Genomic DNA, 14916 nt, shown 5'->3' on the forward strand with positions numbered 1-14916 from the left:
AAGTCAATGATGGTGCCGCGGTCCCGCGGGGACCGGCTTGCCATTGGTCCGGCCGTGCGCGGCGGGTACCGGCTCCGGCTCGGGTCGCAGCTCGTAAGCCTGCACATCCGGGCCCGGCGCGGTCAGGCGGCTGACCACCGCGTGCCGGACATGCGCGGGCAGGCTGGGCGCGAACTTCTTCACATACGCCGTCATCCATTCCGGCCGCGCCAGCAGGAACGGGAAGTCGGTGGTCATCATGGTCCGCACCACCAGCATCGGGATCGGCGAGTCCAGCGGATGGAAGTCCTTGTTCCACAGTCCGGGTTGGTCACAGCCGGGATAGAACTGGCCGAGCATGAAGCCGCGCGCGACGAACTCGGTCTTGAGCTCCGCGTGCAGATCGTCGATGAGCGCGTAGTCGCGCAGCTCGGGCAGCGCGGTGATCAGCGTGCGCAGCACCGCGGCCCCGCCCTCGACGGGCGGCAGCTCGGGGAACAGTTCCAGCGCGTCCGAGAGCACCAGGCGGACGTCCGCGGGCCGGGGTCGCGCTCCCGGGATGCGGCCGATCCACATCAGGTCGCGCCGAATCGACGGGCCGACATAGGGACACACCGGACCGTCGCGTCCCAGCGCGGGCGAGTGTTCGGTCAAATGATCTTCGGCCCACCCGCGCAGAATTTCTACCGTCGCTCTCGTGAATGGCGGTATTTCGTTCATGGACAGCGGGATCCAATTCATCCCCGACCGCGGTCCGATAACGATCTTGGTCATGCTTCACCTCGTCACGTTATGAAGTCGAGTATCCACCCTTCTGGCGCCTATTTACACCCATATTCGAGTCCCGAATTCTGGGGGCAGCGGATTCGCAAATTCACTGCCGCGAGCGCGTAACGCACGGCCGAGTTTTCCCGAAGTACATAGAAGGGCCAGGTCATGGCCTATCTCCGGGCAAAGTTCAGCTGCCCGCACATTCCCCAACCCCGCATGGGTAGCTGCACGTTACCGAGCCGGTAAACCATTGTCCGCATGCCCCGAAACCCACTTTCGGAGGACACGAACAAAGAACTTGTAGGCGTCGGAATTATTGCGCTCCAGCAACGTTCAGGACCCGGCAACAAAGAAACCGGGTGGCCCGAGACGAAATCGCCTCGAACCACCCGGCCGGAAAGCCGATTGCTCAGCCGCGCAGCAGCGCGCGCGACATGACGACGCGCTGGATCTGGTTGGTGCCCTCGTAGATCTGGGTGATCTTGGCGTCGCGCATCATCCGCTCCACCGGGAAGTCGGTGGTGTAGCCGGCGCCGCCGAACAGCTGCACCGCGTTCGTGGTGACCTCCATGGCGACGTCGGAGGCGAAGCACTTGGCGGCGGCGGAGATGAAGCCCAGGTTCTTCTCGCCGCGCTCGGCGCGGGCGGCCGAGGTGTAGACCATCAGGCGCGCGGCCTCGATCTTCATGGCCATGTCGGCCAGCATGAACTCGGTGTTCTGGAAGCTGGCGATGGTCTTGCCGAACTGCTTGCGATCCTTGGTGTAGGCGATCGCGGCGTCCAGGGCGCCCTGGGCGATGCCGACGGCCTGCGCGCCGATGGTCGGGCGGGTGTGGTCCAGGGTCTGCAGCGCGGTCTTGAAACCGGTGCCCGGCTCGCCGATGATGCGGTCGCCCGGGATCTTGCAGTTCTCGAAGTACAGCTCGGCGGTCGGGGAGCCCTTGATGCCCAGCTTGTGCTCGAGCGGGCCGACGACGAAGCCCTCGTCGTCCTTGTGCACCATGAACGCGGAGATGCCGTTGGCGCCCTTGTCGGCGTCGGAGACGGCCATGACGGTGTACCAATCGGACTTGCCGCCGTTGGTGATCCAGCACTTGGAGCCGTTCAGGATCCAGTCCTCGCCGTCCTGCTTGGCGCGGGTGCGCATGGAGGCGGCGTCGGAGCCGGCCTCACGCTCGGACAGCGCGTAGGAGGCCATCTTGCCCTCGACGATGTCGGCGAGCACCTTCGCCTTGAGCTCCTCGGAGCCGTTCAGGATCAGGCCCATGGTGCCGAGCTTGTTGACCGCGGGGATCAGCGAGGAGGAACCACAGACGCGGGCGACCTCTTCGATCACGATGCAGGTGGCGACCGAGTCGGCACCCTGGCCGCCGTAGGCCTCGGGCACGTGCACGGCGTTGAAGCCGGCGGCGTTCAGCGCGGTGAGCGCCTCCTGCGGGAAGCGAGAGTTGCCGTCCACATCCTTAGCGTGCGGGGCGATTTCCTTCTCCGCCAGCCCGCGGATGGCCCCGCGCAGTTCGTCGTGGAAGTCCTCGAGCTTGAAGAGATCGAAATCCGGGTTTCCCGCCATGGGGGCACACTCCTGGCTGTGTCGTGACTCTGATGTCGGCACTGAGTGCCACATTGGATTCGAGTATACGCCTTTACTTTGGAGCTACATGCAGATATTTCGTGGCACTGAGTGTCAGTTCACACGTTTAATCGGAGTCCAGCGTACTCAGCTTGCGCGCCACCAGATCGGCTACCTGCCGCGACGGCATGTCCCGCGGAAATACCGCGACCACCAGTTCGTCGGCGGTGCGCGCCGCCCCGGGCCCGCGCGGAATGGCCGCCAGCTCGACCCGCAGATCCGCGGCGCCCGCGTCCGACTCGCCACGCACCATCCGCCGCAGCAGATAGTTGTGCGTCGCCGTCACCGCCGCCGTGAACTGCACCCGCGCCAGATCCGGCGACTCGGGCAATCGCTCCCGCAGAAAATCGGTGAACAACCGCTCGTACCGGAAAACCGTCACGATCTCGCGCTCCCGCAGCGCCGGCACCCGCCGCACCACCTGATACCGCCGCGCCGCGATCTCGCGCCACTGCGTGAACCGCTCGAACACCCCCACCACGGCCGCACACACCGCGTCCCACGGATCCCCTTCCGCCGCCGCCAAATCCGCCGCCGCACGAGTCAACTGCGACTCGTGATCGGCGAAGATCACGTCCTCCTTCGACCGGAACTGCCGGAAGAACGTGCGCCGACTGATCCCCGCCGCCTCCGCGATCTCATCAACAGTCGTCGCCTCATACCCCTTCTCCGCGAACAACCGCAACGCCTGATCCACCACCGCCAGCCGAAACCGCGCGGCGTCCTCCCCACCCCTACCTCGCACCTCGTCATTCGCCACGGGACAACCGTATCGAGCCACGCAAGCAACCCAGAATCATCAAACGCACCCCGCAGGCCGCCGACATGCTCATCGTGTCGCGCCCCTACGTGATCGGCCTGCTGGAGGCCGGAAAGATCCCTTTCCGACTCGTCGGAAGGCACCGCCGTGTGCGCTACACCGACCTGCAGAACTACATGGCTCGAGTCGAGGTGGAGAGCAGAGAGGCGGCAGACGAACTGACCTACGCCAAGCGCGGAGTCGCTAGCCCAGGAGTTTGGTGCGCAGGGCTTGGTCCTTTTCGAGGACCATTTTCTCCAGGCCGGCCTGGAATTGCTCCATGCGGGAACGGAGTTCGGGGTCGTGGGCGGCGAGGATGCGGACGGCGAGCAGGCCCGCGTTGCGGGCGCCGCCGATGGAGACGGTGGCGACGGGGACGCCGGCGGGCATTTGGACGATGGACAGCAGGGAGTCCATGCCGTCGAGGTATTTCAAGGGGACGGGGACGCCGATGACCGGGAGCGGGGTGGCCGAGGCGACCATGCCCGGGAGGTGGGCGGCGCCGCCCGCGCCCGCGATGATCACCTGGATGCCGCGACCGGCCGCTTCGCGGGCGTAGTCGAGCATGCGCTGCGGGGTGCGGTGCGCGGAGACGACGCCGACCTCGAAGCGAATGCCGAACTCCGCCAAGGCTTCCGCGGCGGCTTCCATCGTGGGCCAGTCCGAGTCGCTGCCCATGATCAGGCCAACTTGCGGTCCGAGGTTCGTCATGAATGCGGGTCCCATCCGTCGGTCCAAACCGCGTGCGACATCCAGTGCGCCGCACGCTCTGCCTGCTCACGCACCACCGCGACATCGTCGCCGAGCACGTTGATATGCCCGATCTTGCGGTCGGGGCGCTCACTCTTGCCGTACATGTGCACCTTCGCCTGCGGCAGTCGCGCGAACAGGTGATGCAGGCGCTCGTCCATCGACATCGCCGGGGCCTCGGGCGCGCCGAGGATGTTGGCCATCACGGTAACCGGCGCCAGCGGGCTGGTGTCCCCCAGCGGATAGTCCAGGACCGCGCGCAGATGCTGTTCGAACTGGCCGGTGCGGGCGCCGTCCATGCCCCAGTGGCCGGAGTTGTGCGGGCGCATGGCCAGCTCGTTCACCAGGAGTTCGCCGTCGTGGGTCTCGAAGAGCTCCACGGCCATCGCGCCGACGACGCCGAGTTCCTTCGCCAGGTTCAGCGCCAGCAGTTCGGCCTGCGTCTCCTTGGCCTCGGGCAGGTCCGGGGCGGGCGCGATCACGACGGCGCACTGGCCGTTGCGCTGCACGGTTTCGACGACCGGCCAGGTCGCGGCCTGACCGAAGGGCGAGCGCGCCACCATCGCCGACAGCTCCCGCTTCAGGTCCACCTTCGCCTCGGCCAGCAGCTGCACCCCGCGCGTGAGCTGCTCGGTGACGAGGGTCTCGGTCTCCGCGGCGTCCCCGGGCATCCACACCCCGCGTCCGTCGTAGCCGCCGCGCACCGCCTTCAGCACGAACGGCCAGCCGTGCGCGTCACCGAAGCCCACCGCGTCGGCCACCGAGGTCACCTCGGTGAACGCGGGCACCGGCAGACCCAGCCCGGACAACTTGACCCGCATCGCCAGCTTGTCCTGCGCGAACACCAGCGCGGACGGCGGCGGCTGCACGTTCACGCCTTCGGCGACCAGCGCTTCGAGCAGCTCGGTCGGGACGCCTTCGTGATCGAAGGTCAGCGCGTGCGAACCGGTCGCCGCCTTGCGCAGCGCGGCGAGATCGGTGTGGCTGCCGAGCACGACCTCGGGGCTGACCTGGGCGGCCGGATCCTCGGGACGCTCGGCGAGCACCCGTAGCCGCTGGCCGAGCGCGATCGCGGCCTGGTGCGTCATCCGCGCGAGCTGACCGCCACCGACCATGGTCACGGTGGGCATAGCGGACTGATCGGAGAATCGTGCGGGGGTCACGTCTTGCAATCTTGTCATGTAGGGGACGAATGATCGCTACCGGTACACTCGATCCTTGTGTCATTCGTCGACGGCGTGGTCAACGTTCTCCCCAGACCCCTGGCGGAGATCGCTTTCCGCCACCACGAGCTGATCAAGTTCGCCATCGTCGGAGGCATCACTTTCGTCATCGACAGCGGCATCTTCTACTTTTTGAAGCTGACGGTGCTGACCGAGAAGCCGGTCACCGCCAAGATCATTTCCGGCGTCATCGCCGTCATCGCGTCCTACATCCTGAACCGGGAATGGTCGTTCCGGAATCGGGGCGGCCGCGAACGCCATCACGAAGCCTTCCTGTTCTTCGCCGTCAGCGGCGTCGGCGTGGTGCTCAGCTTCCTCCCGCTGTGGGTCTCCAGTTACGTCTTCGACCTGCGCGTCCCCGATGTCAGCCTGATGGTCGAGAACATCGCCGACTTCATCAGCGCGTTCATCATCGGCAATCTGCTGCAGATGGCGTTCCGGTTCTGGGCCATGCGGCGCTGGGTCTTCCCCGACGAGATGAATCAACTCGTGGAGGAATTCGAGGACGAGTTCCTCTTCGAGGAAGAGCAGCTCGGCCACAGCTAACGCGGTTCCGGAATCACCGCGTTCGAGATCCGCGGCACCGAGGCGCCCAGGAACACCGCGAACAGGGCCGGACGCCGCCGCTGCAACTCCAGCCGCCCGCCGTCGGCCTCGATGAGCGCGCGCGCCAGCGCCAGGCCCACACCGGTCGAACCACCGGCCGAGAAACCACGATCGAAGATGTGCGGCGCGAGCTCGTCGCGCACGCCCTCGCCCTCGTCGGCGACCTCCACGCACACCAGCGGCTCGCGCGAGCTGCCGCGCTTGCCCGCCCCGTCGACCACGTCCCCCGCCAGCACCGAAGGCCGGACCGTGCGCACCGACACCGTGCAGGTGCCGCCGCCGTGCATCAGGGCATTGTCGACCAGCACCGCGACCGCCTCGCGCAGCCGTTGCGCGGTGATCGGCGCGGTCAGCGTCTTGTCGCCGGTGAGCACCAGCGTGCGGCCCGCGTCGCTGAACGGATGCCGCCACTCCGCGACCACCCCGCGCAGTTCGTCCATCACCGGGATCGGATCGCGGTCCGCGGCGTCCTCGTCCCGGGAGGCGCGCACCAGATCGTCGATCGCCTCGGTGAGCCGATCGACCTGCGCCATCGCCTCCTCGGCCTCGTGCACGACCTCCGGATCGGTATGCGTGGACAACTCGTCCAACCGCAACCGCACCGCGGTGAGCCGGGACCGCAGTTGATGCGAGACGTCGGCGACCAGCGCGTGCTCGCGCTGCAACCGCCCGGCGATCTCCACGGTCGCCGAGTCCAGCACGTCGGAGACGCGATCGAGTTCGGCGATGCCGTGCCGGCGCGGATCGGGCCGGAAATCGCCCATCGCCAGTCGCGCGGCGCGCGCCGCCACATCGCGTAGCGGGTCGGCCACCCGGCGCGCGGTCACCACCGCGACCGCCACCGCCGCGCCCAGCGAGGCCAGCACCGCCAGCGCCACCGCCGCGACCGCCTGCCGCTGCTTGACGTGCATCGGGCTGCTCGGCACCTCCAGCCGCAGCGACCCCGAGGTGCCCATCGCCAGCGACTCCATCAGCGGGTCCGCCACCTCGTCGACGCCGATATCGATGCGCGAGGCGCTGTCCTGCGGTGTCGGATAGACGATGGTGAGCTTGCCGTCCTTGGGCACCAGCGGGCGCACCGTGCGGATGTCGAGGCCGCCACGCACCAAGCCGTCGGCCTGCTCCTGGGCGATCACCTCCACCGCGATCCGGTCCAGCCGGCCGCGCAGATCGGTGCGGGTGATGTCCTCCACCCACAGCCACGCCGTATAGGTCAGCGGCACGCCGAGCACCACCGTGGTGATGGTCAGCACGGTGAGCATGGACCGCAGGATCCGGCGGCGCACGTCAGTCAGCGCCCATTCGGCATGACCGGGAGCGCTCCCGCCTCCGCGCTCGACCCGGTCATGCGGTGTTCAGCCGGAAACCGACACCGCGCACGGTGACGATGCGGCGCTCCGCCATCGGTCCCTCGTCGCCGATCTTGCGGCGTAGCCACGACATGTGCATGTCCAGGGTCTTGGAGCCGCGCAGTTCCGCGTCGCCCCACACCTCGCGCAGGATGGTCTCGCGCGGCACCACCTGCCCGGCCCGGTCGATGAGCACCTTGAGCAGTTCGTATTCCTTGTTCGCCAAGCCGATTTCGACGCCGTTGACCAGCACCCGGCGCGCGGCCGGCTCCAGCCGGATCCCGCCGACCTCGACCGCCTCGTCGCCGATTCCGCTGCGGCGCAACAGGGCTCGCACCCGGGCCAGCAGTTCGGCGAGCCGGAAGGGCTTGCCCACGTAATCGTCGGCGCCCGCGTCCAGCCCGACCACGAAGTCCACCTCGTCGGTGCGGGCGGTGAGCATCAGCACGGCCAGGTCGGCGCCGCGCGCCCGGACCTGGCGGCACACCTCGAGCCCGTCCATACCGGGCAACCCGAGATCCAGGATGAGCAGGTCGTGGCCGCCCTCCAGGGCACGCTGCAGCACGGCGGGACCGAAACTCTCGACGGTGACCGAGTACCCCTCACGTCCCAGCGCCCGGGAAAGCGGTGCAGCGATGGCCTCGTCGTCCTCGGCCAGTAGTACGGCGGTCATGGGAATAGGTTACGGTCCCCGATGCGCCGCGCCGTTGTGGCGCTCCTCATCGAAGACCTGGTGATAGAGGAGATTGTGCACCTGCTGCACCTGCGGGATGTCGTCGAACTCGAGCGGCTCCTCCGACGAGGACCCGATGATCAAGGTGCCGGTGCCCAGCAGCCGGTCGAACAGGCCGTGCCTGAACTGCACGCTCGAGATCCGGCTCATCGGGATATCGATGCCGGAATGCGCGAGCACCCCCTGCCGCACCAGCACGCGGCGGTCGGTCACGATGAAGTGCGTCGACTTCCAGGCCAGCATCGGCGCGATACTGCGCCAGCCGAGAATCGCGATCCACAGCACCAGGATCACCAGCAGCGCCACCGTGCGCGCGGACCCTTCCACCTTGCGGGAGGCAAGTCCCCCAACGAATCCGGCGACCGCGGTGGCGAGAACCAGCGTCACGATGGGCCAGAACAGCATCTTCCAATGCGGATGCCGGTGCAGGATGAGCTGCTCATCCGGTGCCAGCGCCTCCTCAGGGGAACCCATGGTCGAACCCTACCGCTCGAAGATGCCAGAATGCCTGACACCGACCTCGGCGTGCTGCACAATCGTCAGCTTGCGCGGGTCGATCTCATTCGCGTCGGCAAGCTTTGCACTTTCTCAGTTCTGTCCTGCTCGTAAAACCATGCTCGACAACGACCGTGGAGGCGTGTGTGACCAGGGACCTGACCCAGCTGGAAATCCTCACCGAACTCGAACCGGTGGCCGAGGAGAACTTGAACCGGCACCTGTCGATGACCAAGGACTGGCATCCGCACGACTACGTCCCGTGGGACGAGGGCCGCAACTTCGCCGCGATGGGCGGAAACGATTGGGACCCTGAGCAATCCCAGCTGAGCGAGGTCGCCAAGGCGTCCATGATCACGAACCTGCTCACCGAGGACAATCTGCCCTCCTACCACCGGATCATCTCCGAAGCCTTCGACAACGGCGGCGCCTGGCGCACCTGGGTCGGCCGCTGGACCGCCGAGGAGAACCGGCACGGCATCGTCATTCGCGACTACCTGGTGGTCACCCGCGGCGTGGACCCGGTCGCGCTGGAGAACGACCGCATGGTGCACATGACCAATGGCGTGCACTCCCCGGAGAATTGGGGCGGATTCCTGCTCAACGTCGCCTACGTCACCTTCCAGGAACTGGCCACCCGGGTCAGCCACCGCAACACCGGCCGGGTCTGTGACGATCCCGTCGCCGACCGCATGCTGCAGCGCATCGCCGCCGACGAGAACCTGCACATGATCTTCTACCGCAACCTGTGCGGCGCCGGCCTGGATCTGGTGCCCGACCAGGCCATGGAGGCGATCACCATCATTCTCGAGAACTTCGTGATGCCGGGCTACGGCATGCCCAATTTCCGCCGCAACGGCGCGCTGATGGCCAAGCACGGCATCTACGACCTGCGCCAGCATCTCGAGGAAGTGGTACAGCCGGTGCTGAAGAAGTGGAACGTCTTCGAGCGCAACGACTTCGGCGCGCGCGGGGAGATGGCGCGCGACCGGCTCGGGGTCTATCTGGAGAAGCTGGAGAAGGACGTGGTCAAGTTCGAGGAACAGCGCGACCGCATGCTGGCGCGCGAGGCGGCCCGGGGCCTGCTGCCCGTCTCCTAATACTCGGCGCGCAGGTGGGTGACGTCGCCCGCCGAGACGGCCCGGTCGCCGATCAGCAGGCGGCCGTGGTCGTCGACGCCGGTGGCGACGTCGGTCAGTACCTCACCGCCCGGCAGTTCGGCGCGCACCTCCTTACCGATGGTGGCGCAGCGCTCGCGGTAGGCGTCGATCAGGCCGGTGGTGTCCCAGTCGGCGGCGCGCCAAGCATCGAAGCGGCGGGCGAATTCGGTGAGCAGCGACCGCACCAGCACGGTGCGATCGATCTCCTTCGCCCCCGCCAGCAACAGTGAAGTCGCGTGCGGCACCGGCAGTTCGGACTCGGTGAGGCTCACGTTGATGCCGGTGCCGACCACCACCGCGGGTTCCCCGCCGCCCGAGGCCACCTCGGCGAGGATGCCCGCGACTTTGCGGCCGCCGATCAGCACATCGTTGGGCCACTTCAGGTTCGCGTCCACACCCGCGGTCGAGCGCAGCGCGTCCACCACCGCGACACCGGTCAGCAGGGGCAGCCAGCCGAGCACCTCGGGGGCGATCCCGCGCAACCGCACCAGCACCGACATCGAGATCTGGGCCCGCGGCGGGCTGACCCAGGTGCGCGCGTGCCGTCCGCGCCCGGCCTGCTGCGCTTCCGCGAGCAGTACCGCCTGGTCGATATCCGGTTCGCCGGCCCGGGCGATCAGGTCGGCGTTGGTCGACCCCGTCGACTCCACCACCTGGATCTGAGAGAAGAAGGACAACTCGGGCGTCTCGGCGACCGCGCGCCGCAGCTGCTCGACATCCAGGGGCGGGCGGTCAACGGAAGGCGTCTGCACAACGAGAACGCTACTCGGTGCCGGCCGCGCGGCGGCGCAGCCGAGGCACGTGCCGGACGACCAGGAACTTTCCGTTATTCATAGGCCCAGAACATGATCTAGCTGCGCTTTTTATACTCACGGGTAAGCCCCACTCAGTTAGTGAGGGCGACTGTCACTGGTTACACTCCGGAGCCATGACGAGTGTCCAGCAGCAGTCCGCGCAAGATCCGGCGGATGCCCCCGATATCCACACCACCGCTGGGAAGCTGGCTGACCTGCGGAATCGTCTGGAAGAAGCCCAGCACCCGATGGGTGAGGCCGCAGTCGACAAGGTGCACGCCAAGGGCAAGATGACCGCCCGCGAACGCATCCTGGCCCTGCTCGACGACGGTTCCTTCGTCGAACTCGACGCCCTGGCCCGGCACCGCAGCGTGAACTTCGGCCTGGAGAGCAACCGTCCGCTCGGCGACGGCGTGGTCACCGGCTACGGCACCATCGACGGCCGCGACGTCTGCATCTTCTCCCAGGACGTCACCGTCTTCGGCGGCTCGCTCGGCGAGGTCTACGGCGAGAAGATCGTCAAGGTGATGGACCTGGCGCTCAAGACCGGCCGTCCGCTCGTCGGCATCAACGAGGGCGCCGGCGCGCGCATCCAGGAGGGCGTCGTCTCGCTCGGCCTGTACGGCGAGATCTTCCACCGCAATATCCAGGCCTCCGGCGTGATCCCGCAGATCTCGCTGATCATGGGCCCGGCCGCGGGCGGGCACGTCTACTCTCCGGCGCTCACCGACTTCGTCGTCATGGTCGATGGCACCTCGCAGATGTTCGTCACCGGCCCGGACGTGATCAAGACCGTCACCGGCGAAGACGTCACCATGGAAGACCTGGGCGGCGCGCACACCCACATGACCAAATCCGGTGTGGCGCACTACGTCGCCTCCGGCGAGCAGGACGCCCTGGACTACGTCAAGGATCTGCTGTCCTACCTGCCGAGCAACAACCGCGCCGAGGCCCCGCGCTTCCCGGCCACCGACCCGATCACCGGGGCCATCGAGGATTCGCTGACCGACGAGGACCGCGAGCTCGACACGATCATCCCGGACTCGCCGAACCAGCCCTATGACATGCACGAGGTCATCCGCCGGCTGCTCGACGACGACGAGTTCCTCGAGGTGCAGGCCGAGCGCGCGATGAACATCATCGTCGGCTTCGGCCGGGTCGACGGCCGCAGCGTCGGCATCGTCGCCAACCAGCCCACCCAGTTCGCGGGCTGCCTCGACATCGACGCCTCGGAGAAGGCCGCGCGCTTCGTGCGCACCTGCGACGCCTTCAACATTCCGATCATCACCCTGGTCGACGTGCCCGGCTTCCTGCCCGGCACCGGCCAGGAATACAACGGCATCATCCGGCGCGGCGCCAAGCTGCTCTACGCCTACGGCGAGGCCACTGTGGGCAAAATCACGATCATCACCCGCAAGGCCTACGGCGGCGCCTACGACGTGATGGGCTCCAAGCACATGGGCGCCGACGTCAACCTGGCCTGGCCCACCGCGCAGATCGCCGTCATGGGCGCCTCCGGCGCGGTCGGGTTCGTGTACCGCAAGCAGTTGCAGGAAGCCGCCAAGAGCGGCAATGACGTCGACGCGCTGCGGCTCGAGCTGCAGAATGAGTACGAGGACACCTTGGTGAATCCGTACGTGGCCGCTGAGCGTGGCTACGTCGACGCGGTCATCCCGCCCTCGCACACGCGCGGCCAGATCGTGTCGGCGCTGCGGTTGCTGGAACGCAAGATGGTGACCCTGCCGCCGAAGAAGCACGGCAACATCCCGCTCTGATCGAGCGATAATTCCCGCGAAGCCGCACACTGGGAATTTCGGGATACGCCGTGAAGCGCAACAGAGAGGATCTGGCACTGTGACGACCGTGGCAGAAGAAGATGTATTGACCGCCGTCGAGTTGGATCTCACAGTCGAGGACATGCAGGCCGAGGTCACCGCCGAGGCGGCGGCCCCGGGCGCGACCGCCCAGTCGCTGTTCCGAGTCGTCAAGGGTTCGCCGACCGACGCCGAACTCGCGGCGCTGGTCTGTGTGCTGACCGCGGCCGCCGGCGGCGGCAGCGCGGCGGCCGGCACCGGGCCACAGGACATGTGGGGTCGCCCCACCCTGCTGCACCGCGGGACATCTCCGTTCTCCCCGTACGCCTATCCGCAACTGTCACACCTGCGTTGAGCGAGCCCGAGCTCACCCACCCCGTGGTACTCGTCCTCGGGTCCGCGTCCCCCGCCCGCCGGGAAGTGCTCCGTTCGGCGGGCATCGATCCGGTGGTGCGGGTCTCCGACGTCGACGAGGACGCTCTGCAAGCCGCCCTCCCGGCGGATTCCGCTCCTGACGTAGTCGTCGTCGAGCTGGCTCGCGCGAAGGCCGAATCAGTCGCCGCCGCACCCGATCTGCCCGCCGATTGTGTTGTCGTCGGCTGCGATTCGATGCTGCTGGTGGACGGCGTCCTGCAAGGCAAACCGCACACCCCCGAGGTGGCGCGGGCCCGCTGGGCCGACATGGCCGGCCGCAGCGCCGATCTGCTGACCGGGCACTGCGTGCTGCGGATCCAGGACGGCGCGATCACCGCCTCGGCGGTCGATTGCAGTTCCACCACAGTGCATTTCGCGAAGCCGGACCCCGAAGAACTGGACGCCTACATCGCCACCGGCGAACCGCTGCAGGTCGCCGGGGCGTTCACCCTCGACGGGATGGGCGGCTGGTTCGTGGACCGGATCGAAGGCGATCCGTCCAGCGTCATCGGGATCGGTTTACCACTGCTGCGCCGACTGCTTGGCGACGTTGGGGTCGGCGTTGCGCAGCTGTGGGGCCACTCGTCCCGCTGACGGCGTCGCCAGCGTCGGCTCCTCGGCGGTCGTGTCGGCTCCGACCGCGACCGGAGTGGCATCCCGGCGGGCCTGCATCTCCAACCGGGCCACACACAGTTCCGGTTCCACGAACGGATGCAGCCGGGCGGTGATCGCGCCCCGGCCGCCGTTGCGGTCCAGCACTTCCTCGATCAACCCCAGATGCACGCCGCAGACCACCTCGGAGTGGGTGCGTGCCAGCTCGCGCAGCGGGCAGGCCGTCATACGGATCTGCACCTGCTCCTCGGTTTCGGTGGCCGCGTCGCGTTCCGGGGCGAAGCCGAGTTCCGAGAGCAGCGTCATGGTGACGTCTTTGGCGTCCTCGAGGTTTTCCACCGGATGATCGCCCGCGTCGAGTTTGGCGCCCCAGGCGCGGCCCGCGGTGATCGCCGCCTCGGAGCGGCGGCGCGGATCGTTGCCCAGCTGGTCGGCGAGCACCTGGGCCAGCTCCTGATACCCCACCGACCGCTGCACGGCGCTGTAGCCGATGCGCGGGCGGCCGCGGCCGCGTGGCGGTTGCTGGAACTGGCGCACCAGGGATTCCTTGGTGAGCACATCGAGGTGGAAACGGACCGTCGTGACGTGCTGTCCGGTGATTCTGGCCAGTTCCTGGGCATCGAGAGGCTCGCTGGCGCCACGTAGGATCGCGAGCAGTCGCCGTCGCGGCCACGAATCGGACATAGCTCACCCCTCCTCCCGGGAGACTTTATCGGATGTGGGTGCGATTTATTCGCCCATTCAGCCGATTTGTGATCTGGAACGAGATTCACCTAGTCAGCACACTTACCATCGTTATGCAGCACGAAACGCAGAAACCACCGTCTACCTCGCATGAAGGACCCTCATCGTGCCCGTCGTCCCGGATCCAGCGCCCGCCTTCGCAACGTACGCACATCCTCACCGACTAGTAACCACAGAGTGGCTGTCGGCAAACATCGGCGCGCCGGGGCTCAAGATCATCGAGTCGAACGAAGACGTCCTGCTCTATGACATCGGTCACGTTCCCGGCGCCATCAAGATCGACTGGCGCGGCGATCTGAGCGATCCGGTCACCCGCGACTACATCGACGGCGACCGCTTCACCGAGCTCATGCGCGCCAAGGGAATCCAGCGCGACGATACCGTGGTGCTCTACGGCGATCGGGACAACGCGCAGGCGGCGCACACGCTCTGGCTGTTCACACTGTTCGGCCACGAGGACGTGCGCTTGCTCGACGGCGGCCGCGCGGCCTGGCTGTCCGAGGAACGCGACACCACCTTCGATGTGACCTACCCGGTGCGCAGCGACTACCCCGAGGTGCGCCGTGACGACAGCACCGCGCGCGCCTTCCGCGACGACGTGCTGGCACATTTGGGCAAGCCGCTGGTCGACGTGCGCGCCCCCGAGGAATACGCGGGCGAGGTCGCGCCGAAGCCGGACAGCCCGGAGGCGTCGGCCTTGCGCGGCGGCCATATCCCCACCGCGCGCAATGTCGAATGGACCCGGGCCATCGGGGCCGGCGGCCGCTTCCGGTCCCGCGCCGAACTCGACGAGATCTACGCCGAGCTCACCGATTCCGACGACCTCATTGTCTACAGCCGCATCGGCGAACGCTCCAGCCTGAGCTGGTTCGTGCTGACCTATCTGCTGGGTTTCGGCGCCGTGCGCAACTACGACGGGTCCTGGGCCGAATGGGGAAATTCGGTGCGGATGCCGATTGCCAAAGGCACTGAACCCGGCGAAGTTCCGGCGGGGACCAAAGCAACCGCCAAGCGGCGCTAGCTCACATAGGGTGGCCAGGTGT

General features: G+C 67.4%; 16 protein-coding genes and 1 pseudogene. 7 read left to right on the plus strand and 10 right to left on the minus strand.

The window, feature by feature from the left end:
- Window positions 1-3 precede the first annotated feature (3 nt).
- The 3 genes from AB0M14_RS00380 to AB0M14_RS00390 all read right to left on the minus strand — a co-directional run bounded on the left by AB0M14_RS00380 (window position 4) and on the right by AB0M14_RS00390 (window position 3140).
- Complete coding sequence (locus tag AB0M14_RS00380; protein ID WP_364986424.1) at window positions 4-753, minus strand: DUF6875 domain-containing protein; 750 nt, start codon at window positions 751-753, stop codon at window positions 4-6.
- 406 nt (window positions 754-1159) lie between these two features.
- Complete coding sequence (locus tag AB0M14_RS00385) at window positions 1160-2320, minus strand: acyl-CoA dehydrogenase family protein (RefSeq protein ID WP_364986427.1); 1161 nt, start codon at window positions 2318-2320, stop codon at window positions 1160-1162.
- A 127-nt stretch (window positions 2321-2447) separates the two neighbouring features.
- A complete protein-coding gene (locus AB0M14_RS00390; RefSeq protein ID WP_364986431.1) occupies window positions 2448-3140 on the minus strand; it encodes a TetR family transcriptional regulator in 693 nt (230 codons plus the stop codon).
- A gap of 38 nt (window positions 3141-3178) precedes the next feature.
- Between AB0M14_RS00390 and AB0M14_RS00395 the strand changes: the two are divergent.
- A pseudogene (locus AB0M14_RS00395) lies at window positions 3179-3313 on the plus strand (excisionase family DNA-binding protein); the annotation flags it as partial.
- A 70-nt stretch (window positions 3314-3383) separates the two neighbouring features.
- On the opposite strand, the gene purE reads toward AB0M14_RS00395, so the two are convergent.
- Both purE and AB0M14_RS00405 read right to left on the minus strand, forming a co-directional pair.
- Window positions 3384-3890 carry a 5-(carboxyamino)imidazole ribonucleotide mutase gene (purE, locus tag AB0M14_RS00400; RefSeq protein WP_364986434.1) on the minus strand — a complete coding sequence of 169 codons (507 nt, stop codon included), beginning with the start codon at window positions 3888-3890 and terminating at the stop codon, window positions 3384-3386.
- Window positions 3887-5059, minus strand: a complete 1173-nt coding sequence (locus AB0M14_RS00405; RefSeq protein ID WP_364991164.1) for a 5-(carboxyamino)imidazole ribonucleotide synthase — start codon at window positions 5057-5059, stop codon at window positions 3887-3889. Before AB0M14_RS00405 ends, purE begins: the two co-directional genes overlap by 4 nt.
- Before the next feature lie 90 nt (window positions 5060-5149).
- On the opposite strand from AB0M14_RS00405, the gene AB0M14_RS00410 reads away from it, so the two are divergent.
- Window positions 5150-5698: a GtrA family protein gene (locus AB0M14_RS00410; RefSeq protein ID WP_364986436.1), complete on the plus strand. Its 549-nt coding sequence runs from the start codon at window positions 5150-5152 to the stop codon at window positions 5696-5698.
- Here AB0M14_RS00410 and AB0M14_RS00415 read toward each other — a convergent pair.
- The 3 genes from AB0M14_RS00415 to AB0M14_RS00425 are packed head-to-tail and all read right to left on the minus strand — an operon-like array spanning window position 5695 to window position 8314.
- Window positions 5695-7044: a HAMP domain-containing sensor histidine kinase gene (locus tag AB0M14_RS00415; protein ID WP_364986439.1), complete on the minus strand. Its 1350-nt coding sequence runs from the start codon at window positions 7042-7044 to the stop codon at window positions 5695-5697. The two genes, AB0M14_RS00410 and AB0M14_RS00415, sit on opposite strands and share 4 nt — an antisense overlap.
- 58 nt (window positions 7045-7102) lie before the next feature.
- On the minus strand, window positions 7103-7780 hold the full coding sequence (locus AB0M14_RS00420) for a response regulator transcription factor (RefSeq protein ID WP_209883599.1): 678 nt from the start codon (window positions 7778-7780) through the stop codon (window positions 7103-7105).
- A 9-nt stretch (window positions 7781-7789) separates the two neighbouring features.
- Complete coding sequence (locus tag AB0M14_RS00425; RefSeq protein ID WP_364986443.1) at window positions 7790-8314, minus strand: PH domain-containing protein; 525 nt, start codon at window positions 8312-8314, stop codon at window positions 7790-7792.
- Between the two features lie 167 nt (window positions 8315-8481).
- On the opposite strand from AB0M14_RS00425, the gene AB0M14_RS00430 reads away from it, so the two are divergent.
- Entirely contained in the window at window positions 8482-9435 is a 954-nt protein-coding gene (locus AB0M14_RS00430; protein ID WP_364986446.1) for an acyl-ACP desaturase, read from the plus strand.
- Here the strand turns inward: AB0M14_RS00430 and AB0M14_RS00435 are convergent.
- Window positions 9432-10247, minus strand: a complete 816-nt coding sequence (locus AB0M14_RS00435) for a biotin--[acetyl-CoA-carboxylase] ligase (RefSeq protein ID WP_364986449.1) — start codon at window positions 10245-10247, stop codon at window positions 9432-9434. The genes AB0M14_RS00430 and AB0M14_RS00435 overlap by 4 nt on opposite strands.
- Before the next feature lie 176 nt (window positions 10248-10423).
- Here AB0M14_RS00435 and AB0M14_RS00440 point away from each other — a divergent pair, with 176 nt between their 5' ends.
- From AB0M14_RS00440 to AB0M14_RS00450, 3 genes are all read left to right on the plus strand, one after another.
- The gene (locus AB0M14_RS00440) at window positions 10424-12064 is read left to right on the plus strand and encodes an acyl-CoA carboxylase subunit beta (protein WP_364986452.1); all 1641 of its coding nucleotides are present in this window, start codon (window positions 10424-10426) and stop codon (window positions 12062-12064) included.
- A 79-nt stretch (window positions 12065-12143) separates the two neighbouring features.
- Window positions 12144-12458, plus strand: a complete 315-nt coding sequence (locus tag AB0M14_RS00445) for an acyl-CoA carboxylase subunit epsilon (protein WP_364986455.1) — start codon at window positions 12144-12146, stop codon at window positions 12456-12458.
- Window positions 12455-13111, plus strand: a complete 657-nt coding sequence (locus AB0M14_RS00450) for a nucleoside triphosphate pyrophosphatase (protein WP_364986458.1) — start codon at window positions 12455-12457, stop codon at window positions 13109-13111. The genes AB0M14_RS00445 and AB0M14_RS00450 overlap by 4 nt, the downstream gene beginning before the upstream one ends.
- Here the strand turns inward: AB0M14_RS00450 and AB0M14_RS00455 are convergent.
- Window positions 13037-13813 (minus strand): transcriptional regulator, encoded by a 777-nt coding sequence (locus tag AB0M14_RS00455; RefSeq protein ID WP_364986461.1) that lies wholly within the window; start codon window positions 13811-13813, stop codon window positions 13037-13039. The two genes, AB0M14_RS00450 and AB0M14_RS00455, sit on opposite strands and share 75 nt — an antisense overlap.
- 166 nt (window positions 13814-13979) lie before the next feature.
- Between AB0M14_RS00455 and AB0M14_RS00460 the strand changes: the two genes are divergently transcribed.
- Window positions 13980-14894 (plus strand): sulfurtransferase, encoded by a 915-nt coding sequence (locus AB0M14_RS00460; protein ID WP_364986464.1) that lies wholly within the window; start codon window positions 13980-13982, stop codon window positions 14892-14894.
- Window positions 14895-14916: the final 22 nt, after the last annotated feature.

The organism is Nocardia sp. NPDC051832 (genome assembly GCF_040681285.1).
In the GTDB taxonomy this organism is placed as follows: Bacteria; Actinomycetota; Actinomycetes; order Mycobacteriales; family Mycobacteriaceae; genus Nocardia.